Genomic DNA, 19,934 nt, shown 5'->3' with positions numbered 1-19,934 from the left:
GCGGGTTGGCATCCAAGCCCGGTGCGTGAAAAATTCTCGGTGTTGTCACGAAGGGATGCGTGAAATGAAGTTCGAACGAACTTTCCTGTACACCGGCAAAAAATGGCTGGCGCTGGTATCGGCGGGCGGGGCATTCGGCGTCTTTGCCAGCGAAGATGGAGGGTCAGGGTTGAAAATGGTAACTCTGTCAATTATTGCACTGGGTGTCGGGATTGGGCTGTTCATAGGGCGGCGCTTTGAAGGGGGCTGGTGATAGGCGCCATATTCATGGCCTTCGTTTCGCACTCTAAAGGGCCCTACGCAGCTGGGCTTTTTGTTGCTCGCCTGCAACGAGTCATTGCACTTTGTGACTTGGATCCATTGCCTGGGTTCTGTATCATTCGGCCGCCATCAGACGATGGTCGAAGATGATTCATTTAAAGGACTGAGTAATGAAAAAGCTGTTCAAGGCCACCGTAGCCGTTGCTGTCGTATCGGGTGTTGCCCTGCTGTCGGGTTGCACTGGCCAAGTTTACAACCAACCGAAAAACTGCACCTACGACTACCTGTTCCACCCTTCGGTTTCCATCTCCAAGATCATCGGTGGCTGCGGCCCGATCGATAAACTGCCTCAGCAGCAGTAATCTTGGCGGTACCCTGATCGCGACGCGTGCGGCGTGATCCAAGGCCCCCGGTCATGTACATGGTCGGGGGTTTTTGTTTTTAGCGTGACATTCTGCCGCTGGGGCAACCGGTCGCCTTGACGCCCCGGCCTGCAATTTGTTTGTGCTGGCATTTCAGATACAATCGGAAAAACGATTCAGCCTTGTCGGTCAATTCGACCAAAGGCCGAGTCGTTTTCTGGTTCTCTGGCTGCTGAACAATGATCAACAACAAGCCTGCGCTGAAGAACACGCTTTACCGGGGCCAGCCACAGGCCCTCACTCTGTTCTCCTGACTGGAAATGATCAATGTTCAAGAAAGCTGGCAAGACCTTGCTGGGTCTGGCGGTCGCTGCAAGCGTCATGCAAGCGCACGCTGCAGAAACCAAGAAAGTAGACGTGCTGCTGGTCGGCGGCGGCATCATGAGTTCGACCCTGGCCGTGTGGCTGCACGAGCTGGAGCCAAGCTGGTCGATGGAAATGGTCGAGCGCCTGGATGGCGTGGCCGAAGAAAGCTCCAACGGCTGGAACAACGCCGGTACCGGCCACTCCGCGTTGGCCGAGCTGAACTACACCCCGGAAGACAAAGACGGCAACGTCAACATCTCCAAGGCCATCGAAATCAACGAAGCCTTCCAGATTTCCCGCCAGTTCTGGTCGTGGCAGGTACGCCAGGGCGTACTGAAGAACCCGCACTCGTTCATCAACACCACCCCGCACATGAGCTTCGTGTGGGGCGATGACAACATCAAGTTCCTCAAGAAACGTTACGACGCACTGCAGACCAGCCCGCTGTTCCGCCCGATGCAGTACTCCGAGGACCACGCGCAGATCGCCAAGTGGGTCCCGCTGATGATGGAAGGCCGCGACCCGAAGCAGAAGCTGGCCGTGACCTGGACGCCAATCGGTACCGACGTCAACTTTGGTGAGATCACCCGCCAGTTCGTTGGCCACCTGCAGACCCAGAAAGGCTTCGACCTGAAGCTGTCCAGCGAAGTGCAGGACATCACCCGCAACAAGGACGGCTCCTGGCACGTCGAATACAAGAACCTGAAGGACGGCACCGAGTCGGCCACCGACGCCAAGTTCCTGTTCATCGGTGCCGGCGGCGGCGCGCTGAAGCTGCTGCAGAAGTCGGGTATTCCGGAAGCCAAGGAATACGCAGGCTTCCCGGTGGGCGGTTCGTTCCTGGTGACCGAGAACCCGACCGTGGCCATGCAGCACATGGCCAAGGCCTATGGTATCGCCTCGACCGGTGCGCCACCCATGTCGGTCCCGCACCTGGACACCCGTGTGCTGGATGGCAAGCGCGTGATCCTGTTTGGCCCGTTCGCCACCTTCTCGACCAAGTTCCTGAAGAACGGCTCGTACCTGGACCTGCTGAGCAGCACCACCACCCACAACGTGTGGCCGATGACCAAAGTCGGTATCGACCAGTACCCTCTGGTCGAGTATCTCGCTGGCCAGCTGATGCTGTCTGACGATGACCGTTTCGAGGCCCTGCGCGCCTACTTCCCGAACGCCAAGAAAGAAGAATGGCGCCTGTGGCAGGCCGGCCAGCGCGTGCAAATCATCAAACGTGATGCCGAGAAGGGCGGCGTGCTGAAGCTGGGCACTGAAGTGGTGGCGTCCGAAGACCGCACCATCGCTGGCCTGCTGGGTGCCTCGCCGGGTGCATCGACTGCTGCGCCGATCATGCTGCACGTGCTGGAAACGGTGTTCAAGGAGAAGGTCGCTACCCCAGAGTGGCAGGCCAAGATCAAGGAAATCGTGCCCAGCTACGGCACCAAGCTGAACGATTCGGCAGCGGCCACCCAGAAAGAGTGGAACTACACCGCTGAAGTGCTGCAGCTGGGGAAACCGCCGGTGATCGACGCCAGCGTTGAGTTCGGTGGCGCGGCGAGCGACCCGGTTGAGAGCAAGCCCGAGAACGACATGGCGCTGTAATCGGCCATTGTTGTGAAACTAGCCACGGGGGAGACCTCGTGGCTTTTTTTGCCAAGCACAGCGCAACCCTCGGGCTTATCGCCATCCCTGGTAGGAGCGGGTTCACCCGCGAAGAGGCCTGCACAGGTATCACTGCTGGCGCAGTATGCACTCCAGCAATCCCGGGAACCGCATATCCAGCATCTCGCTGCGCAGCGAATTCATATGGGTAGTCCCCACATTGCGGGTTTGCACCAGCCCTGCATCACGCAACACACGGAAGTGGTGGGACATGCTCGACTTCGGCCGGCCTCCGTCCAGCTCGCCACAGCTGGCCTCGGCCACGCCGGCCAGGTGACGGACGATTTCCAGGCGCACGGGGTCGCTGAGCGCATAGAGCAGGCGTTCAAGGATAAGGTCTTCGGGGTTGGGATGTTTATAGGCTCGCATGGTTGACATGATAACGGGGGTTTCATTAATTGCCATAGTTCGATTATGATCGAACAACAGTAATCAAATGAGCCCGGAGTTTCCCATGTCCGCACTGTTCGAACCCTACACCCTCAAAGACGTCACCCTGCGTAACCGCATTGCCATTCCGCCGATGTGCCAGTACATGGCCGAAGACGGCATGATCAACGACTGGCACCACGTACACCTGGCCGGCCTGGCCCGTGGTGGTGCCGGCTTGCTGGTGGTCGAAGCCACTGCTGTGGCGCCGGAAGGGCGTATCACGCCCGGTTGTGCTGGTATCTGGAGCGACGCCCACGCTCAGGCGTTCGTACCGGTGGTGCAGGCCATCAAGGCTGCCGGTTCCGTGCCGGGCATCCAGATCGCCCACGCCGGGCGCAAGGCCAGCGCCAACCGCCCGTGGGAGGGTGACGACCACATTGTCGCCGACGATGCACGTGGCTGGGAGACCATTGCCCCGTCTGCCATTGCCTTTGGCGCGCACCTGCCGAAGGTGCCACGGGAAATGACGCTGGACGATATCGCCCGGGTCAAGCAGGACTTCGTCGATGCCGCCCGCCGTGCGCGTGATGCCGGCTTCGAGTGGATAGAACTGCATTTCGCCCATGGCTACCTGGGCCAGAGCTTCTTCTCCGAGCACTCCAACAAGCGCACCGATGCCTATGGCGGCAGCTTCGACAACCGCAGCCGCTTCCTGCTGGAAACACTGGCCGCCGTGCGCGAAGTGTGGCCGGAGAATCTGCCGCTGACCGCGCGCTTTGGTGTGTTGGAGTACGATGGCCGCGATGAGCAGACCCTGGAAGAGTCGATCGAACTGGCCCGCCGCTTCAAGGCCGGTGGGCTCGACCTGCTGAGCGTGAGTGTCGGCTTCACCATTCCCGACACCAACATCCCCTGGGGGCCAGCGTTCATGGGGCCGATTGCCGAGCGCGTGCGCCGCGAAGCGAAGCTGCCCGTGACGTCGGCGTGGGGCTTTGGTACGCCGCAGTTGGCGGAGGCCGCATTGCAGGCCAACCAGCTGGATCTGGTTTCGGTAGGGCGCGCGCACCTGGCCGACCCGCACTGGGCTTACTTTGCGGCCAAGGAACTGGGGGTGGAAAAAGCGTCCTGGACCTTGCCGGCACCGTATGCGCACTGGCTCGAGCGTTACCGCTGAGGCTTGGAGGGGCTGCTTTGCAGCCCATTCGCGGGCAAGCCCGTCCCCACAGAGACACCACAGGTGTCAGATGCTGCACCCTCTCTGTGGGAGCGGGCTTGCCCGCGAAGAGGCCGGTAAAGGCTAAAACCGATCCAGTCGGTATGCACTCATCTCAGGCCCACCAGCCTGCTCAGCCAACCGCCCCACCCATTCCGCCGTCACCGCCGCCTGGGTCAACCCCAGGTGCTGATGCCCGAACGCCAACAGCACCCGCCCATCGCACACCCGGTCGATCACGGGCAATGAGTCCGGCAACGAAGGCCTGAACCCCATCCACGGTGTTGCCCCTTCGACGCTCAAGTCGTGACGGAACAACCCCTTGCTCAACCGGTGCAACTGCCAAGCCCGCTGCATGCTCGGCGGTGCCTGAAGCCCGGCAAACTCCACAGTGCCAGCCAGGCGCAAGCCTTCGGCCATGGGCGTCATGATGAACTTGCGCTCAAGCGAGGTGACGGCAAACGGCAGGCGTTGGTGCTCACCTGGCAACATCAGGTGGTAGCCGCGTTCTGTATCCAGCGGCACCCGCTTGCCTGTCAGCGCGGCGGTCAGTTTCGCAGAGTGCGCACCACAGCTGACAAGTACCTGGCGGGCATTGAGCATGCCTTGGTCGCTGGCAAGGCTCACGCCGGCACTGTGTAGCTGCCCGCCATCGACCTGCGCCTGGACAACGCGTACCCCGCTGGCCTTGGCCGCTTCGAACAATTCGCACACCACCCGATAAGGGTCGATGAAGTGCCCGGTGCGTGGAAAGAACAGTCCGCCCAACAGTGACGGACTGAGCTGCGGCGCCGCTTCGCGCACGGTTTCGGCGGACCAGAAGTCCACCGGCACCGCCTGCTGTTGCATGCGTGTGCGCAACGCCTCCAGCGCCTGGCGTGACTCAGGCTTCTCGAACACCAGCAACGAACCATCCTCTTGAAACAATTCGCTGCGTCCGATCGAGCTCAACAGCCGGTGCCAGGCGCCCAGGCTGCCTTCGTTCAATGTGCGGATGCCAGCCACGCTGCGCTGGAACGGCGCCGGGCGCAGGTTGAGCAGCAGCCGCGTGAACCACGGCATGGCCTTGGGCAGGTATTTCCAGTCCAGGCGCAGCGGGCCCATCGGATCGAGCAGCATGCGCGGCAGGCGCTTGAGGATCGACAGGTCGGCAATCGGGAACACTTGCTCGGTTGCCAGGTGCCCGGCATTGCCGAAGGACGCGCCGAGGCCGGGCGCCTGGCGGTCGACCAGCGTTACCCGATGGCCCTGGCGGGCCAGTTGCAGGGCACAGGCGACGCCGACAATGCCGGCGCCCACCACGGCGATATCGGTTTCAGCGGTTTCGACCATGCTCAGTCTTCCCGTTTACCATCAAGCAGGCGCCGCAGCTGCAGCGGGTTGCCGTGTTTCAATGCCTGCGGCAGCAGCGCATCGGGGACGTCCTGATAGCAAACCGGGCGCAGGAATCGCAGGATCGCCGCCGTACCCACCGAGGTGGTGCGTGCATCGGAAGTGGCCGGGAACGGCCCGCCGTGGACCATGGCATCGCACACCTCGACGCCGGTCGGCCAGCCATTGACCAGAATACGCCCGGCCTTGCGCTCAAGGGTGGGGAGCAGGGCGCGAGCGCTGTCGATGTCGGCCTCGTCCAGTTGCAGGGTGGCGGTCAGCTGACCTTCCAGCTGTTCGGCTACCTGGCGGACCTGCTCATCGTCGGTGCAGGCAACGACCAGCGACGCTGCACCGAACACTTCAGCCTGCAACGCCGGGTCGGCGAGAAACGCTTCGGCCTGGGTTACGAACAACTGTGCCTGGCACTGGTTGGGGCCCTGACCGGTTTGGCCACTGGCGATGGCCTGGGCACAGGGGTTGTCTGCCAGGGCTGCGATACCGGCCTGGTAGGCACTGAAAATGCCGGGGGTGAGCATGGTTTGGGCGGAGGCCTGCTGCACGTACCCGGCGGCTGCAGTGATGAACCGCTGCAATGCCGGCCCCTGCCGGGCGATTACCAGACCGGGGTTGGTGCAGAACTGGCCAGCGCCCTGAGTCAGCGAGGCGACGAAACCTTGTGCCAGTGCTTCGGCACGGGCTTGCAGGGCGGCGTCGAACAGGAACACTGGGTTGATCGAACTCATCTCGGCATACACCGGGATGGGCTCCGGGCGCGCCTGGGCGGCTTGGCACAACGCCATGCCACCGCTGCGCGAGCCGGTGAAACCAACGGCCTTGATACGTGGGTCGCTGACCAGGGCAATGCCCACTTCGCGGCCGGAGCCATAAAGCAGCGAGAACACACCCTCCGGTAAGCCGCACTGCTTCACTGCTTGAGCCACTGCCTGGCCGACCAGCTCACTGGTGCCGGGGTGGGCACTGTGTGCCTTGACCACCACGGGGCAGCCAGCGGCCAGTGCCGACGCGGTGTCACCACCGGCCACCGAGAAGGCCAGCGGGAAATTGCTGGCGCCGAACACGGCGACTGGCCCCAGGGCCACCTGGCGCTGGCGCAAATCAGCGCGGGGGAGGGGCTGGCGCTCAGGCAGGGCGCTGTCGACCCGCACGTCCAGCCATTCGCCGGCCCGCACCACACGGGCAAAGGTGCGTAGCTGGGTGCAGGTACGACCACGCTCGCCCTGAATGCGCGCCATGGGCAGTCCGGTTTCGGCCACGGCGCGGTCGATCAGGGCATCGCCTAGGGCCTCGATCTGTATGGCGATGGCTTCAAGGAACTCTGCTCGTTGTTCGAGCGAAGTTTCGCGGTAGGTATCGAATGCCGCCCAGGCCAGCGCGCAGGCCTGGGCCACGTGTTCGCCTGTGCCGCCGAGGTAGGTCGGTTCCAGAGCCTGACCGGTGGTTGGGTCGATGGCACGGATGGCTTCGCGGCTGCCGGTTACCGGCCTCTGGCCGATCAGCAGGTTGCCAGTGAGGGTCATGGAGCCTCCTTGGAAATCTAATGCAGATGCATGGGGGGGATTGCGCCCCCTGTAGGAGCGGGTTCACCCGCGAACACCGGCGAAGCCGGTGCCATGCACCGGGTCGCCTGATTCGCGGGCACGCCCGCTCCCACAGGTAGAGCAGTGGCTGCTCAGGCGATGTTCTGCTCAGCCGACCAGCTGGCGTACCAGCTGCGGAACAGCGCGTACTGCTGTTCGGCATAGTTGCGCTGAGCGTCGGTCAGGACGTCGGTCTCGTTGAAGTGCAGGCTGTACTCGGTGTCGCCGTTCAGCACCATCAAGTGCTTGTAATACAGCACCAGGTCGCAGCCCTCATCGAACGACGACAGCACCGCCAGCGCCGCTTCCAGCTCGCGCGCCAGGCGGCGGGCACGGGCGTCGCCTTTGGCGGCCTGTTTGCTCAGGCTCACCAGTTGCAGCACTTCGCGCGGTAGCGCATTGCCGATACCGGTGATGGCGCCGGTGGCGTTGCAGTTGACGAAGCCATGCACCACCTGGGTGTCGACGCCGACCATCAGGGTGACATCGTCATCCTTGGAGGTAATGTGTTCGGCGGCGTAGCGCAGGTCGGCGCCACCGCCGAACTCCTTGAAGCCGATCAGGTTGGGGAACTCGCTGCGCAGTTCGAAGAACAGGTCGGCGCGGGTGGCAAAGCCGTAGTAAGGGCTGTTGTAGATCACCGCCGGCAGTTTCGGTGCGGCAGCGAGGATGGCCGAGAAATGGTGCTTCTGGGCGATCAGCGAAGCACCGCGGCTGAGCACGCGGGGGATGACCATCAGGCCGGCGGCGCCAACCTTGGCGGCGTGTGCAGCATGCGAAACCGCCTCACGGGTGTTCACCGCGCCGGTGCCGACGATGGTCGGGATGCCGGCCGCCACCAGGCGCGCCACGCCTTCCTGGCGCTCGGCCTCGGTCAGCAGCGGCCAATCACCCATCGAACCGCAGTACACCACCGCGCTCATGCCGGCCTCGATCAGCTCGCGGCCCTTGCGCACCAAGGCGTCGAAGTCCGGTTTGCGCTCGGCGGTGCACGGGGTCATCAGGGCGGGCATGGTGCCGGTGAAGATGTTGTCATTCATTGTTGTCACTCCTGGCAAAGTTCAGTCGGGAAAAGACCGGGGTCAGATGCCCCAGGCGAACGGGTCTTGTTCGTCGATCAGCAGGGTGCTGTCGGCGGTCATATAGGCGCGGCCGGTGATGAACGGGCGAATGCGTTCGCCGTCGCGCACGTAGCGGCCATGGAACTGGCTGCCGGTGATGCTGGCCTGCACCCAGGTCTGGCCTTCGGCTAGCTTGCCGTCGGCAGCCAGGCAGGCCAGCTTGGCGCTGGTGCCTGTGCCGCATGGGGAGCGGTCGTAGGCCTTGCCGGGGCACATCACGAAGTTGCGGCTGTCGGCTTTGGAGTCGTCGGCGAACAGCTCGATGTGGTCGATGGGCGCGCCGTTTTCGCCGGTGACGCCCTGGGCTTCCAGGGCCTTGAGCATGGCCCAGGTGTACTCGGTCAGCACTTCGCGGTTATCCAGCTCGATCCTCTGGCCGTGTTCGGACACAAGGAAAAACCAGTTGCCGCCCCAGGCGATGTCGCCGCGCACCACGCCATGGCCGGGCACGTCCACCGCCACATGCTGGCGGTAGCGGTAGGAGGGCACGTTGGCGACGGTGATGGCGCCATCTTCATGCAAGGTGGCGCTGACCTGGCCGACCGGGGTGTCGATCTTGTGCACACCCGGCGTGATCAGGCCCAGATGCTGTAGCGAGGCGACCAGGCCGATGGTGCCGTGGCCGCACATGTTCAGGTAACCGGCGTTGTTGAAGAAGATCACCCCGCAGGTGGCATCGGCCGACACTGGCGGGCAGTACAGTGCGCCAACCAGCACATCGTTGCCGCGTGGCTCCAGCAGGCAGGCGCGGCGCCACCGGTCGTGCAGTTCGCGCAGTTCGTCGCGCTGTTCGGCCATGCTGCGGCCGTGCAGTTGCGGAAAGCCCTTCATCACCAGGCGGGTCGGTTCGCCGCCAGTGTGGGAGTCGATGACGTGAATCTGTTTCATGGGCTTGTCCCTTGCGTAAAAGATCAGGAAGCGACGGCAACAGGGCGGCCGTTAGAGGTTTCAGCGCAGGCTTCGCTTTCGTCGTCGCCTTCCAGGCGTACCAGGTGGGCAGGCACGCCTGTAGCGGCGCCCCAGTAGTAGATGCCCAGCGCGCAGGCGGCCACGACCACGGTGTCGAGCGGGTGGCCGATTACCCCCAGGCCGCCGAAGCTGCCCAGCCACGACAGCAGGATGGTCACCGCATAGAACCCGATCAGCCACGCCGACGAGCGAACTTGCTGGGCCAGCGAAAGGTGTTGGGTGGGTACGAAACGGCTGCACAGCAGGTACAGCACGAACATCACGATCTGCAGGGCCAGCAGCCACGACACGGTTTTCCAGCCAGACCAGTACACGATCAGGGCAGCGATGATGAACGACAGCGGGCCGAGCACGGCCATGCCCTTGACCCGGAACGGACGCGGCATGTGTGGTGCATTGCGGCGCAGGGCGGCGACGCTGACCGGGGCCACGGCGTAGCTCAGCACCAGGGCAGCGGACACCACGTTGATCAGCGCTTCCCACGATGGGAACGGCAGGGTCCAGAACACCGACAGGCCAAATGTCAGCCACAGGGCCGGGCGCGGGATGCCGGACTCTGCATCGATGCGGGTGAAGTACTTGAAGAAGGTGCCGGTCTGCGCCCAGCCATAGATCACGCGCGGGGTGGCGTTCATGTAGATGTTGCCGCAGCCGCTTGGCGAGATCACTGCGTCGGCCACCACCAGGTAGGCGAGCCAGCCCACACCCAGGGCCAGGGCGATGTCACGGTAGGGCAGTGCCAGCTCCTTGGTCACGCTGGCCCAGCCGTTGGCCAGCATTTCGGTCGGCACGCTGCCAAGGAAAGCCAGTTGCAGCAGCGCGTAGATGGCGGTGGACAGCAGTACCGACAAGATCAGTGCAATGGGGATGGTGCGTTGTGGGTTCTTCACCTCGCTGGCCACCGAAATGATCGGCGTCAGGCCCAGGTAGGCGAAGATGATGCCACCGGCGGATACCGCCATTTCCACCCCGGACAGACCGAACGGGGCAAAGCCCTGGACCTCGAAGTTTTCCGGTTTGAAGAAGGTGAACAGTACGCCGATCACCAGCAGCGGCACGATGAACTTGAACACGCTGACCAGGTTGTTGGCCTTGGCGAAGGTTTTCACGCTGCGGTAGTTGAGGAAGAAGAACAGCCCCAGCAAGGCGAACTGCACCAGCCAGCCGAGCACGGTCGGGTCGCTGGAGCCGGCCTTGGTCAGCCCGGGAAACCAGGCGGCGGCGTATTGGCGTGAGGCGACTACTTCGATGGCGATCAGGCTGGAAAAGGCGATCAGGGTGATGAAGCCCATCAGGTAGCCCAACAGCGGGCCGTGCGAGTACACCGGGTAGCGCACCACGCCACCGGCGCGGGGCAAGGCGGCGCCCAGCTCGCAGTAGACGATGCCCAGCAACAGTACGGCGAACCCGCCCAGGAACCAGGAGAGGATGCCGGCCGGGCCGGCGATGGCCGAGACATGGCTGGCGGCAAACAGCCAACCGGAGCCGAAGATGGCGCCTAGGCCGATGAAGGTGAGGTCCAGCAGTGATAACTGTTTTTTGAATTTGCCTGACATGGGTTCGCCTTTTTGTTGGTTATTGGATAGGCAGGTCTGATGTCACGAGATGCGGCTTTTGGGGCCGCGCTCTTGTAGGACTTGGGCGGCTTGCGTGGGGCATAGAGTGAACTGGTCGGGGCGGCGGTTCTTGATGGTTTTCTGCAGAGGGGATGACGAAATCGGCACAGTTGCAGAAAAAAAGTGGTAAGGCGCAAAGCGGGGGGATAGGCTCAAAGCCATACCGGATAAGGGTTTGAGAGATGCAGTGCTAGTGTCGGCCCTTTCGCGGGTGAACCCGCTCCTACAGGTACGGCGCAGAATTCGAAATCTGTGGGGGCCCTGTAGGAGCGGGTTCACCCGCGAAGAGGCCGGCCCAGCCAGCAGAGAACCGACAGATGACCGACGCCGCAACCCTCTACCAGTCCCTGGACCAGCACCGCCCCGCCACCCTTGAGGCCCTGCTCGCCGGTGTATCGCTGTTGCTGCCGATGCTCGACGCCATCCCCAACGCCGCGATCTTCATCAAGGATTCTGCCGCCCGCTATGCGTTGGCCAACAACACACTGGTCCAGCGCTGTGGCCTCAAGCGCCTGCAACCGCTGCTGGGCAAGACCAGCGCCGAGGTGTTTCCGGCACAGTTTGGCCCCGGTTATACCGAGCAGGATCGACGTGTTCTCAAGGAAGGCCTGGTGCTGGAGGACCAGTTGGAGCTGCACCTCTACGGCAGCCGTGAGCCCGGCTGGTGCCTGACCCACAAGCGCCCGCTGTACAACCCTGCTGGCGAAATCATCGGCCTGGTCGGCATCTCGGTCGACTTGCAGTCAGCCGCTGACAGCCACCCCGCCTATCAGCGCCTGGCTGCGGTGGACGAGCACATCCGCCGGCATTTTCATCAGCCGATCAGCATGGGCGAGCTGACCCGCATCGCTGGTATCTCCGTGGCTCAGTTGGAGCGCTACTGCAAGCGCGTGTTCCACCTCACGCCCCGGCAGATGATCCACAAGGCACGCCTGGAGCACGCCCACCGACTGCTGCATTCGGAGCTGCCGATCACTGAAGTGGCGATGCGCTGCGGCTACACCGATCACAGCGCCTTCAGCCGCCAGTTCAAGCAACTGACCGGCTTCACGCCGCGCCAGTACCGCCAGGCTACCGCCAATCAGGTGGCCTGAAACAGCCCACGGGCCTCGGCAAAGCATTGCTCGGCAATCGCCGAGCGCGGCTCGCTACGGCGCAGCAGCAGCCCGACCGGGCTAAGGATGGCGGCGTCGGCCACCGGCAGGATTCGCAGGTGCTCGCTGAGGTCTTCCAGGCCGCAGTCCAATGGCATGATCGCGCAGCATATGCCGGTGTTGATGGCCTGGATAAGCTGGAAGCTCGAGTCGCTCTCAAGCACCGCATTGGGTTCAAGACCACGGCTACGGAAGCTCAGGTCCAGCGACTGGCGGTAGTGCATGCCTTTGCTCAGCAGCCCCAGCGGAATGTCGCCGAGCTCGTCCCAGCGCAGTCGGTCGCTGGCGAACTGGAAGTGCCGCGTGTCGTGCAGCAGGCCCATGGTGGTGGTGCCGAGTTCGATCACTTCGAAGAAGCTGGTATTGACCTGGTCCAGGTAGCAGATACCCAGGTCGAGCTGGTTGCGGCTCAGGCCGTCGAGGACCTGTTCCGAACTCAGCGAGCTAAGCTGAAAGTGCAGTTCGGGGTATTTTTCGCGCAGGGGCAGCAGCAGGTGCATGGGATTGAAGCTGGCCAGCGGCACCGTGCCCAGGCGCAGGCTGCCGACCACTTGGCCACGGCAACTTGCAGCCTCGGCCTGCAGGCCGTCGTGGGCCGCGAGCAGGGTGCGGGCCCAGGCCAGGATGCGCTCGCCGGCCTCGGTGAAGCCTTCGAAGCGCTGGCCACGCTTGACCAGCACCAGGTCCAGCTCATCCTCCAGGTTGCGCAGGCGCATGGACAGCGTCGGCTGGGTGATATGGCACAGCGCCGCCGCCTGGCCGAAGTGGCGGGTCTGGTCGAGTGCGATGAGGAACTTGAGCTGCTTGATGTCCATGGAAGTGCCTGGCGTCTGATTGTGCAGACCATAACCCACGTCTGCGATAGATGTCATTGATCGGCCGGTACGCCATATCGATTGGACGCACCTGGGGCTATGCCTCTAGCGTGGTGAAAATGCCCTTCAAGGAGCTTCATTGTGCGCGTCCAACTTGATGCGGTCTTCGTACCGCTGAACATCGCCGTGCTGACTGTCAGCGACACCCGTACCTACGACAACGATACTTCCGGCGAGCTGTTGGCCAACCGCTCGGTCGAGGTCGGTCACCGGCTGGTGGCGCGAGCGCTGCTCAAGGACGACCTGTACAAGATCCGCGCTCAGGTGGCCAGCTGGATTGCTGATGAACAGGTGCAGGTGGTGCTGATCACCGGCGGTACCGGCTTTACCGGGCGCGACAGCACACCCGAAGCGGTCGAGTGCCTGCTGGACAAGCGTATCGATGGGTTTGGCGAGTTGTTCCGGGCATTGTCGATTCTCGATATTGGCAGCTCGACCGTGCAGAGCCGGGCGTTGGCCGGGTTGTCCAACCGCACGTTGGTGTGTTGCCTGCCGGGCTCGACCGGAGCCTGCCGCACCGCCTGGGAAGGGATTCTGGCCGAGCAGCTGGATGCACGGCACCGGCCATGCAACTTCGTCAAACACCTGTTGCCGATGTAGGAGCGGGTTTACCCGCGAAGAGGCCAGAACAGGCAACCACCCACGGTCAGCTCAACACATACCCCACCGGCAACAAGGCGGGAGGCAGTTGCTGTTCCCCCAATCCGGCCAGCACATCGCGCTCCACCGTCCGCACCATGGCATCGGTCGGCAGATCGTTCTCATCGCGCCCGAACGGGTCTTCCAGCTCGTTGCCGATCGCATCCAGCCCGAAGAACGTGTACCCCACGATGGTGGTGAACAGCGGTGCAAGCCAGCCCAGCGGCTCGGCCAGGGCAAACGGCAGCAGCAGGCAGAAAATGTAGATGGTACGGTGCAGCAGCAGCGTGTAGGGGAACGGCAAAGGCGTGCCCTTGATCCGCTCGCAGGTGGCCTGCACTTCGGTCAGGCCCACCAGACGTTGTTCCAGCAGGTTGTAGCGCCATTCGCTGATCTGTTGCTGCGCGGCCAACCGTGAACAGTGTCCACCGATTTCACGCAGGATGCCGTCGCACACATTGTGCGGGCTGATCGCATCGGCCTGGGCCAGCCACGGTCTGGCAGCTGCCCGTTCGTCCTCGTTACGCAGCCGGGCATTGAGTGCATGAGCGAAACCACACAAGTTGCGCAGCAGTTCGGTGCGCAGTGTTTCGTCGGCAATCGCCACGCTTTCCCGCACGAACGAGCGGGTTTCGATAATCAGTTTGCCCCAGGCCTTGCGCCCCTCCCACCAACGGTCATAGCACGCGTTGTTGCGAAAGCTCATGAAGATCGACAACGACAGGCCCAGCAAGGTGAACGGCGTGGCGCTGACCGGGTAGAAATACGCCGGGTAATGCCGCTCGACCAGCACGATCAGCGCGGCTAGCAGTGTCACCATCAGGCAACGCAGGGCAATGCGTTTGACGATCGACCCCTTGAGGGTGAACAACACGCGCAACACATCGGTGGAGGGGGGGACGATCATGGAAATCCAGAGACGGCTGCTCAGCCGCCGGTCATGTTCATGAAGCGCAGGATCTGCACATCGCCACCGACTTCGAAATGATGGCGATAGGGCTTGAGGTGCAGCGAGTCGCGAATGGCCTTTTCCAGGCGTTCGGGGTTGCCAGGGTGGGCGCGCAGCACGTGCTTGAGGTCTACCGAGTGTTCGTTGCCCAGGCACAGCAGCAGGCGGCCTTCGACGGTAAGGCGCACGCGGTTGCAGGTGGCGCAGAAGTTGTGGCTGTGCGGTGAAATGAAGCCGACCCGCGTATTCGCGGCTTCGGCCAGGCGCCAGTAACGGGCCGGCCCCATGGACGATTCGGTCGATTCGATCAGCGTGAACTGCTCGGCCAGGCGTGCCCGTACTTCATCGCTGGAGCAGAACGATTCGCCACGTTCATGCTCGCTTATCACCCCCAGCGGCATTTCCTCGATGAAGGTGATGTCCAGCTCGCGTTCGATGGCAAAGCGCACCAGATCGACCAGTTCATGGTCGTTGCGGCTTTTGAGGACCACGCAGTTGAGCTTGGTGCGTTTGAAACCCGCCTGGCGTGCGGCGTCGATACCGGCGATTACCTGGGCAAGGTCGCCGGTGCGGGTCAGTTGCTTGAAACGGTCGGCATCCAGGCTATCCAGGCTGATATTCAGACGTGTCACCCCGGCGTCGAACAGCGGCTGAGCCAGGCGCCCGAGTTGCGAGCCGTTGCTGGTCAGGCACAGCTCGCGCAGGCCGGGCAGGGCGGCGATGCGCCCGCACAGGTCGACGATGCCCTGGCGTACCAGTGGCTCGCCACCCGTCAGGCGGATCTTGCGGGTGCCCAGAGCGACGAAGCGTTCGGCCACCTGGAACAGTTCTTCGAGGCTGAGGATTTGCTGGCGCGGCAGAAACTGCATGTCTTCGGCCATGCAGTACACGCAACGGAAGTCACAACGGTCGGTGACCGACATCCGCAGGTAGTCGATTTTCCGGTTGAAGCCGTCGATCAGGGCCCGGCTGTTCTGTTCCACGTTCGCACTCGAATGGGTTGGGACATGACTCCAAGCTATAACCTGGCCGCAGGGCCGTCAAATTGCTTTGCCTGACCGGTTGATCGATGGCCTCTATCGCTTGGTATGGCATCTGGCGGCCCGTGATCGAAACCGCTTATCACGCCGTAAGATCTTTCGATTGGACGCGGCCTCCCCACGCTCCATAGGCTGGAAAAAAGCATCGAAGCGTGAGGATTCATCGCATGAGCCAGGACGAACACATCAGGGACTACAAGGGCGCCGCCGCCGGCTGGGGGGCGCTGAAAAGCGTGACCAAGAGCTGGCTGGGCAGCGACAACGCCTTCAAGAACCTGCGGGCCATGCTCAAGACCAACCAGAACGGCGGCTTCGACTGCCCCGGCTGTGCCTGGGGCGAGTCGCCGGAAAGCGACATGGTCAAGTTCTGCGAAAACGGCGCCAAGGCGGTCAACTGGGAAGCCACTGGCCGTTCGGTGGACCCGGCATTCTTCGCCAGGTACAGCGTCAGCGCGCTGAAGGAACAGACCGACTACTGGCTGGAATACCAGGGCCGCCTCACCCACCCGATGCGTTACGACGCCGCCACCGACCACTATGTCGAAACCACCTGGCAGGAGGCCTTCGAGCTGGTCGCCAGGCATCTGCGTGCGCTTGAGTCGCCAGATGAGGCCGAGTTCTACACCTCGGGCCGGGCCAGCAACGAGGCGGCGTTCCTCTACCAGCTGTTCGTGCGCGCTTACGGCACCAACAACTTCCCTGATTGCTCGAACATGTGCCACGAAGCCAGCGGCGCGGGTATGTCGGAAACCCTTGGGGTGGGCAAGGGCACCGTGGTGTTCCACGACCTGGAGCTGGCCGACGCGATCTTCGTCATCGGCCAGAACCCCGGCACCAACCACCCGCGCATGCTCGAACCCCTGCGGGAAGCGGTCAAGCGTGGTGCCCAGGTAGTCTGCTTCAACCCGTTGAAAGAGCGTGGCCTCGAGCGCTTCCAGCACCCGCAGCACCCGTTCGAAATGCTCAGCAACGGCTCCGAGCCGACCTCCAGCGCCTACTTCCGCCCGGCCTTGGGTGGGGACATGGCGGCAATGCGCGGTATTGCCAAGTACTTGTTGCAATGGGAGCGCGAGGCGCAGGCCAAGGGCGAGCCGGCGGTGTTCGACCATGCCTTCATCGCCGAGCACACCAGCGGCGTCGACGATTACCTGGCGGCGGTGGACGCCACGTCCTGGGAGCACATCGTCAAGCAGTCGGGCTTGACCCTGGCCGAGATCGAGCTGGCCGCACGCATGTATCGCAAGGCCGAGCGGGTCATCATGTGCTGGGCCATGGGCGTCACCCAGCATCGCCATTCGGTGCCGACCGTGCAGGAAATCGTCAACCTGCAGCTGCTGCGCGGCAACGTCGGCAAACCCGGCGCAGGCCTGTCGCCGGTGCGTGGCCACAGCAACGTGCAGGGTGACCGTACCATGGGTATCGACGAGAAGCCGTCGGCGGCGCTGCTCGATGCCATCGAAAAACGCTTCCAGTTCAGTGTGCCGCGTACCCATGGGCACAACGCGGTGTTGGCGATCAAAGCCATGGAAGAGGGGCGGGCCAAGGTGTTCATCGGCTTGGGCGGCAACTTTGCCCAAGCCACCCCGGACACCGCGCGCACCCACGCGGCGCTGCAGAATTGCGCGTTGACCGTGCAGATTTCCACCAAGCTCAACCGCTCGCATCTGGTCACCGGCCGCGATGCGCTGATCCTGCCGTGCCTGGGCCGTACCGAAATCGACCTGCAGGCCGAAGGGCCGCAAGGCGTGACCGTGGAGGACACCTTCAGCATGGTGCACATCTCCAACGGCCAGTTGCGCCCGCGCTCGCCGCATATGCGCTCGGAACCCTGGATCATCGCCGGCATGGCCAAGGCTACGCTGGGCAACCAGCCGATAGACTGGGAGTTTGCGGTGGCCGACTACAGCCGTATTCGTCAGATGATCGCAGACGTTATCCCTGGTTTCGCCAGCTTCAATGAGCGCTTGCAGCAGCCGGGCGGTTTCCACCTGGGTAATACCGCCGCCGATCGCAACTTCCGAACGGCCACGGGCAAGGCCCGGTTCATGCCCCACGCGCTGCCCGAGGAGTTGGTCAATGCCAAGGTGCTGGCCCGGGGTGACAAACCCGACCTGATCCTGCAGACCCTGCGCTCGCATGACCAGTACAACACCACCCTGTATGGCCTGGACGACCGCTACCGGGGGGTGTTCGGCCTGCGTGAAGTGGTGTTCGTCAATGAGGCCGACATCCGTCGCCTGGGCTTCGAGCCGGGTGAGCAGGTGGACCTGGTGTCGCTGTGGGAGGATGGCGTGGAGCGGCGGGTGTCGGGCTTCCGCCTGGTGGCGTATGACGTGCCCGAGGGACAGGCGGCGGCGTATTACCCGGAAACCAACCCGTTGGTACCGCTGGAAAGTTATGGCGAGGGCACCTACACCCCGACCTCGAAATTTGTGGCGATCAAGGTTGAGAAAGCCAAGGCGGGGAACCGCATTGCGGCGGTGTTGGCCTCGGATTGATGGGGTGCCTGTGCTGGCCTCTTCGCGGGTGAACCCGCTCCTACGGGACCCCTCAGCGCTTGAGGTTGAGGTGATCCTGCGGGTTTGTCCGCGAAGCATCCAGCACCGGTCAGGCGCGATGCACCGGGTAAGCCGTGGTGTATTTCATTTGCTCCATGGCAAAACTGGAGGTGATGTTCGATAGCCCATCGGTACGGGTAATCAGCTTTTTGTAGAACCGGTCATACGCTGCGATATCGCCCACCACCACCCGCAGCATGTAGTCCCAGTCCCCGGACATGCGGTAGCACTCCATCACTTCCTCGAACCCGGTCACGGTCGCGGCAAACTGCTCCAGCCAGGCGCTGTCGTGGCGCTGGGTCTTGAGCTGGACGAACACGGTAAGCCCCAACCCCAGCCGTTCGGGGTCCAGCAGGGCGACACGGCCGAGGATATAGCCATCTTCCTCCAGGCGCTTGACCCGCTTCCAGCACGGTGTGGTGGACAGGTTGACGGCCTCGGCCAGGTCCTTCAGCGAGATCGAGGCATCACGCTGTAGCAGGGTAAGAATGTGCTGGTCGAAACTGTCCATATCGTGCGCTGGCCGTGCAGAAAAATATTTCACAGATTACCCCAAGGCCAGACGATTTGGGTTGTGCGATAGTTGCAGCTTTCATTCTGCCAATGGGCCTGACCATGTCCGACAAGCCGCGCAATTTCGCCACCCGTACCATTCACGCCGGCGAGCAGTTCAGCGTTGCCGATAACGCCATTTTTCCGGCCATCGTCACCGCCAGTTCGTTCACCAAGCGCAGCCTGGACGATAAACCGGAATATTCCTACAGCCGCGTCGGCAACCCCACCCGGCATGCCTACGAAACCTGTGTCGCTGCCCTGGAAGAAGGCGTGGGCGCTGTGGCCTGCGCCTCGGGGGTCAATGCCACCGCAACCGTGCTTGAGCTGCTGCCCAAGGATGCCCACGTGGTGGTGATGAACGGCGTGTACGGTGGCACATTCCGCATCATGGAAGATTACCGCAGCCGCACCTCGGGGTTGACCACCACCTATGTCGATCTCAACGAACTTGAGGCCGTAGCGGCTGCGATCACGCCGCAAACCCAGCTGATCTGGATCGAGTCGCCGACCAACCCGTTGCTGCACCTGGTCGACATCAAGGCGGTGTGCAGCCTGGCCAGGGCGCGGGGGATTCTTACCTGCATCGACAACACGTTCTGCTCGCCGTGGAATCAGCGCCCGATCACCTTGGGCGTGGACTTGGTGATGCACTCGGCCAGCAAGTACATCGGTGGCCACTCCGACCTCACCGGCGGTGTGGTGGTCGCCGCCAATGACGCGCTGCTGGCACGCCTGCGCCGCATCAGCATGGCGATTGGTGCGGTGCAGGGGCCGTTCGACTGCTACCTGGCCCTGCGCGGCCTGAAGACCCTGGATGTGCGCATGGAGCGCCAGTGCGCCAATGCCCTGAAGGTAGCGCGCTTCCTGGAAGGCCACGCGCAGGTCGAGCAGGTCTATTACCCGGGGCTGGAAAGCCACCCACAGCATGAACTGTGCAAACGCCAGATGCGCAGTGGCGGGGCAGTGGTGGCGATGAAGGTCAAGGGCGACCGCGCCGCGCTCAACCGCCTGGTGGAGGCATTGCAGATTTTTGTGCTGGCAGACTCGCTGGGCGGGGTTGAGAGCATGATCAACCATTCCTGGAGCATGTCGCACTGCTCGCTGAGCCCGGAGCAGAAAGGGGTGATGGGGATCAGCGAGAACCTGCTGCGGTTGTCGGTAGGTATCGAGGACTACCGTGATCTGGTCGAGGACCTGGATGGGGCGTTGAAAGCGCTGGTTGCTGTGTGAGGGCTGCAGGCCCTTTCGCGGGT

At 63.1% G+C, this 19,934-nt stretch carries 18 protein-coding genes; 8 read left to right on the top strand and 10 right to left on the bottom strand.

Going from position 1 to position 19,934, the window contains the following annotated elements; translation table 11 throughout:
• Positions 1-64 precede the first annotated feature (64 nt).
• The 3 genes from ACF8EF_RS01310 to mqo all read left to right on the top strand — a co-directional run bounded on the left by ACF8EF_RS01310 (position 65) and on the right by mqo (position 2,588).
• Positions 65-253: a hypothetical protein gene (locus ACF8EF_RS01310; RefSeq protein WP_176685080.1), complete on the top strand. Its 189-nt coding sequence runs from the start codon at positions 65-67 to the stop codon at positions 251-253.
• 178 nt (positions 254-431) lie between these two features.
• Positions 432-623 carry a YhfL family protein gene (locus ACF8EF_RS01305; protein WP_003254720.1) on the top strand — a complete coding sequence of 64 codons (192 nt, stop codon included), beginning with the start codon at positions 432-434 and terminating at the stop codon, positions 621-623.
• 327 nt (positions 624-950) lie between these two features.
• The gene (mqo, locus tag ACF8EF_RS01300; RefSeq protein WP_176685079.1) at positions 951-2,588 is read left to right on the top strand and encodes a malate dehydrogenase (quinone); all 1,638 of its coding nucleotides are present in this window, start codon (positions 951-953) and stop codon (positions 2,586-2,588) included.
• Between the two features lie 129 nt (positions 2,589-2,717).
• Here mqo and ACF8EF_RS01295 read toward each other — a convergent pair whose 3' ends face one another.
• The gene (locus tag ACF8EF_RS01295; protein WP_392460371.1) at positions 2,718-3,053 is read right to left on the bottom strand and encodes an ArsR/SmtB family transcription factor; all 336 of its coding nucleotides are present in this window, start codon (positions 3,051-3,053) and stop codon (positions 2,718-2,720) included.
• Between the two features lie 49 nt (positions 3,054-3,102).
• On the opposite strand from ACF8EF_RS01295, the gene xenA reads away from it, so the two are divergent.
• The gene (gene xenA, locus ACF8EF_RS01290) at positions 3,103-4,194 is read left to right on the top strand and encodes a xenobiotic reductase XenA (protein ID WP_392460370.1); all 1,092 of its coding nucleotides are present in this window, start codon (positions 3,103-3,105) and stop codon (positions 4,192-4,194) included.
• A gap of 123 nt (positions 4,195-4,317) precedes the next feature.
• Here xenA and ACF8EF_RS01285 read toward each other — a convergent pair whose 3' ends face one another.
• The 5 genes from ACF8EF_RS01285 to ACF8EF_RS01265 all read right to left on the bottom strand — a co-directional run bounded on the left by ACF8EF_RS01285 (position 4,318) and on the right by ACF8EF_RS01265 (position 10,851).
• Complete coding sequence (locus ACF8EF_RS01285; protein ID WP_392460369.1) at positions 4,318-5,565, bottom strand: NAD(P)/FAD-dependent oxidoreductase; 1,248 nt, start codon at positions 5,563-5,565, stop codon at positions 4,318-4,320.
• A 2-nt stretch (positions 5,566-5,567) separates the two neighbouring features.
• On the bottom strand, positions 5,568-7,145 hold the full coding sequence (locus tag ACF8EF_RS01280; protein WP_392460368.1) for an aldehyde dehydrogenase (NADP(+)): 1,578 nt from the start codon (positions 7,143-7,145) through the stop codon (positions 5,568-5,570).
• A gap of 152 nt (positions 7,146-7,297) precedes the next feature.
• On the bottom strand, positions 7,298-8,245 hold the full coding sequence (locus ACF8EF_RS01275; RefSeq protein WP_176685076.1) for a dihydrodipicolinate synthase family protein: 948 nt from the start codon (positions 8,243-8,245) through the stop codon (positions 7,298-7,300).
• 42 nt (positions 8,246-8,287) lie between these two features.
• Entirely contained in the window at positions 8,288-9,214 is a 927-nt protein-coding gene (locus tag ACF8EF_RS01270; RefSeq protein WP_209967556.1) for a 4-hydroxyproline epimerase, read from the bottom strand.
• Positions 9,215-9,237: 23 nt separating this feature from the next.
• Entirely contained in the window at positions 9,238-10,851 is a 1,614-nt protein-coding gene (locus ACF8EF_RS01265) for an APC family permease (RefSeq protein ID WP_176685074.1), read from the bottom strand.
• 377 nt (positions 10,852-11,228) lie between these two features.
• On the opposite strand from ACF8EF_RS01265, the gene ACF8EF_RS01260 reads away from it, so the two are divergent.
• Positions 11,229-12,005 carry a helix-turn-helix domain-containing protein gene (locus tag ACF8EF_RS01260; protein WP_392460367.1) on the top strand — a complete coding sequence of 259 codons (777 nt, stop codon included), beginning with the start codon at positions 11,229-11,231 and terminating at the stop codon, positions 12,003-12,005.
• Here ACF8EF_RS01260 and ACF8EF_RS01255 read toward each other — a convergent pair.
• Positions 11,993-12,880: a LysR family transcriptional regulator gene (locus ACF8EF_RS01255; RefSeq protein WP_176685826.1), complete on the bottom strand. Its 888-nt coding sequence runs from the start codon at positions 12,878-12,880 to the stop codon at positions 11,993-11,995. The two genes, ACF8EF_RS01260 and ACF8EF_RS01255, sit on opposite strands and share 13 nt — an antisense overlap.
• A 141-nt stretch (positions 12,881-13,021) precedes the next feature.
• On the opposite strand from ACF8EF_RS01255, the gene moaB reads away from it, so the two are divergent.
• Positions 13,022-13,540: a molybdenum cofactor biosynthesis protein B gene (gene moaB, locus ACF8EF_RS01250; protein ID WP_102885781.1), complete on the top strand. Its 519-nt coding sequence runs from the start codon at positions 13,022-13,024 to the stop codon at positions 13,538-13,540.
• 46 nt (positions 13,541-13,586) lie between these two features.
• Here moaB and ACF8EF_RS01245 read toward each other — a convergent pair whose 3' ends face one another.
• Entirely contained in the window at positions 13,587-14,486 is a 900-nt protein-coding gene (locus ACF8EF_RS01245; protein WP_176685822.1) for a bestrophin family protein, read from the bottom strand.
• 20 nt (positions 14,487-14,506) lie between these two features.
• Entirely contained in the window at positions 14,507-15,511 is a 1,005-nt protein-coding gene (moaA, locus tag ACF8EF_RS01240) for a GTP 3',8-cyclase MoaA (protein WP_392460366.1), read from the bottom strand.
• Between the two features lie 224 nt (positions 15,512-15,735).
• Between moaA and ACF8EF_RS01235 the strand changes: the two genes are divergently transcribed.
• Positions 15,736-18,066: an FdhF/YdeP family oxidoreductase gene (locus ACF8EF_RS01235; RefSeq protein ID WP_176685824.1), complete on the top strand. Its 2,331-nt coding sequence runs from the start codon at positions 15,736-15,738 to the stop codon at positions 18,064-18,066.
• Between the two features lie 109 nt (positions 18,067-18,175).
• On the opposite strand, the gene ACF8EF_RS01230 is transcribed toward ACF8EF_RS01235, so the two are convergent.
• Complete coding sequence (locus ACF8EF_RS01230; protein ID WP_003254691.1) at positions 18,176-18,637, bottom strand: Lrp/AsnC family transcriptional regulator; 462 nt, start codon at positions 18,635-18,637, stop codon at positions 18,176-18,178.
• Between the two features lie 92 nt (positions 18,638-18,729).
• Between ACF8EF_RS01230 and ACF8EF_RS01225 the strand changes: the two genes are divergently transcribed.
• The gene (locus ACF8EF_RS01225) at positions 18,730-19,911 is read left to right on the top strand and encodes a trans-sulfuration enzyme family protein (RefSeq protein ID WP_392460365.1); all 1,182 of its coding nucleotides are present in this window, start codon (positions 18,730-18,732) and stop codon (positions 19,909-19,911) included.
• The last annotated feature ends 23 nt before the right edge of the window (positions 19,912-19,934 follow it).

The organism is Pseudomonas sp. zjy_15, assembly GCF_043101865.1.
Lineage (GTDB): Bacteria > Pseudomonadota > Gammaproteobacteria > Pseudomonadales > Pseudomonadaceae > Aquipseudomonas > Aquipseudomonas putida_Y.
Note: the sequence above shows the minus strand (reverse complement) of the source record. Positions and strands in the feature narration are given on the sequence as shown.

Bases quoted from the DNA above. Each gene is read 5' to 3' on its own strand.
- ACF8EF_RS01280 (WP_392460368.1), bottom strand. From the start codon at position 7,145: ATGACCCTCACTGGCAACCTGCTGATCGGCCAGAGGCCGGTAACCGGC.
- ACF8EF_RS01235 (WP_176685824.1), top strand. From the start codon at position 15,736: ATGAGCCAGGACGAACACATCAGGGACTACAAGGGCGCCGCCGCCGGC.
- xenA (WP_392460370.1), top strand. From the start codon at position 3,103: ATGTCCGCACTGTTCGAACCCTACACCCTCAAAGACGTCACCCTGCGT.
- ACF8EF_RS01265 (WP_176685074.1), bottom strand. From the start codon at position 10,851: ATGTCAGGCAAATTCAAAAAACAGTTATCACTGCTGGACCTCACCTTC.
- ACF8EF_RS01310 (WP_176685080.1), top strand. From the start codon at position 65: ATGAAGTTCGAACGAACTTTCCTGTACACCGGCAAAAAATGGCTGGCG.
- ACF8EF_RS01270 (WP_209967556.1), bottom strand. From the start codon at position 9,214: ATGAAACAGATTCACGTCATCGACTCCCACACTGGCGGCGAACCGACC.
- ACF8EF_RS01295 (WP_392460371.1), bottom strand. From the start codon at position 3,053: ATGGCAATTAATGAAACCCCCGTTATCATGTCAACCATGCGAGCCTAT.
- ACF8EF_RS01255 (WP_176685826.1), bottom strand. From the start codon at position 12,880: ATGGACATCAAGCAGCTCAAGTTCCTCATCGCACTCGACCAGACCCGC.
- ACF8EF_RS01245 (WP_176685822.1), bottom strand. From the start codon at position 14,486: ATGATCGTCCCCCCCTCCACCGATGTGTTGCGCGTGTTGTTCACCCTC.
- ACF8EF_RS01275 (WP_176685076.1), bottom strand. From the start codon at position 8,245: ATGAATGACAACATCTTCACCGGCACCATGCCCGCCCTGATGACCCCG.
- ACF8EF_RS01225 (WP_392460365.1), top strand. From the start codon at position 18,730: ATGGGCCTGACCATGTCCGACAAGCCGCGCAATTTCGCCACCCGTACC.
- ACF8EF_RS01230 (WP_003254691.1), bottom strand. From the start codon at position 18,637: ATGGACAGTTTCGACCAGCACATTCTTACCCTGCTACAGCGTGATGCC.
- mqo (WP_176685079.1), top strand. From the start codon at position 951: ATGTTCAAGAAAGCTGGCAAGACCTTGCTGGGTCTGGCGGTCGCTGCA.
- ACF8EF_RS01285 (WP_392460369.1), bottom strand. From the start codon at position 5,565: ATGGTCGAAACCGCTGAAACCGATATCGCCGTGGTGGGCGCCGGCATT.
- ACF8EF_RS01305 (WP_003254720.1), top strand. From the start codon at position 432: ATGAAAAAGCTGTTCAAGGCCACCGTAGCCGTTGCTGTCGTATCGGGT.
- ACF8EF_RS01260 (WP_392460367.1), top strand. From the start codon at position 11,229: ATGACCGACGCCGCAACCCTCTACCAGTCCCTGGACCAGCACCGCCCC.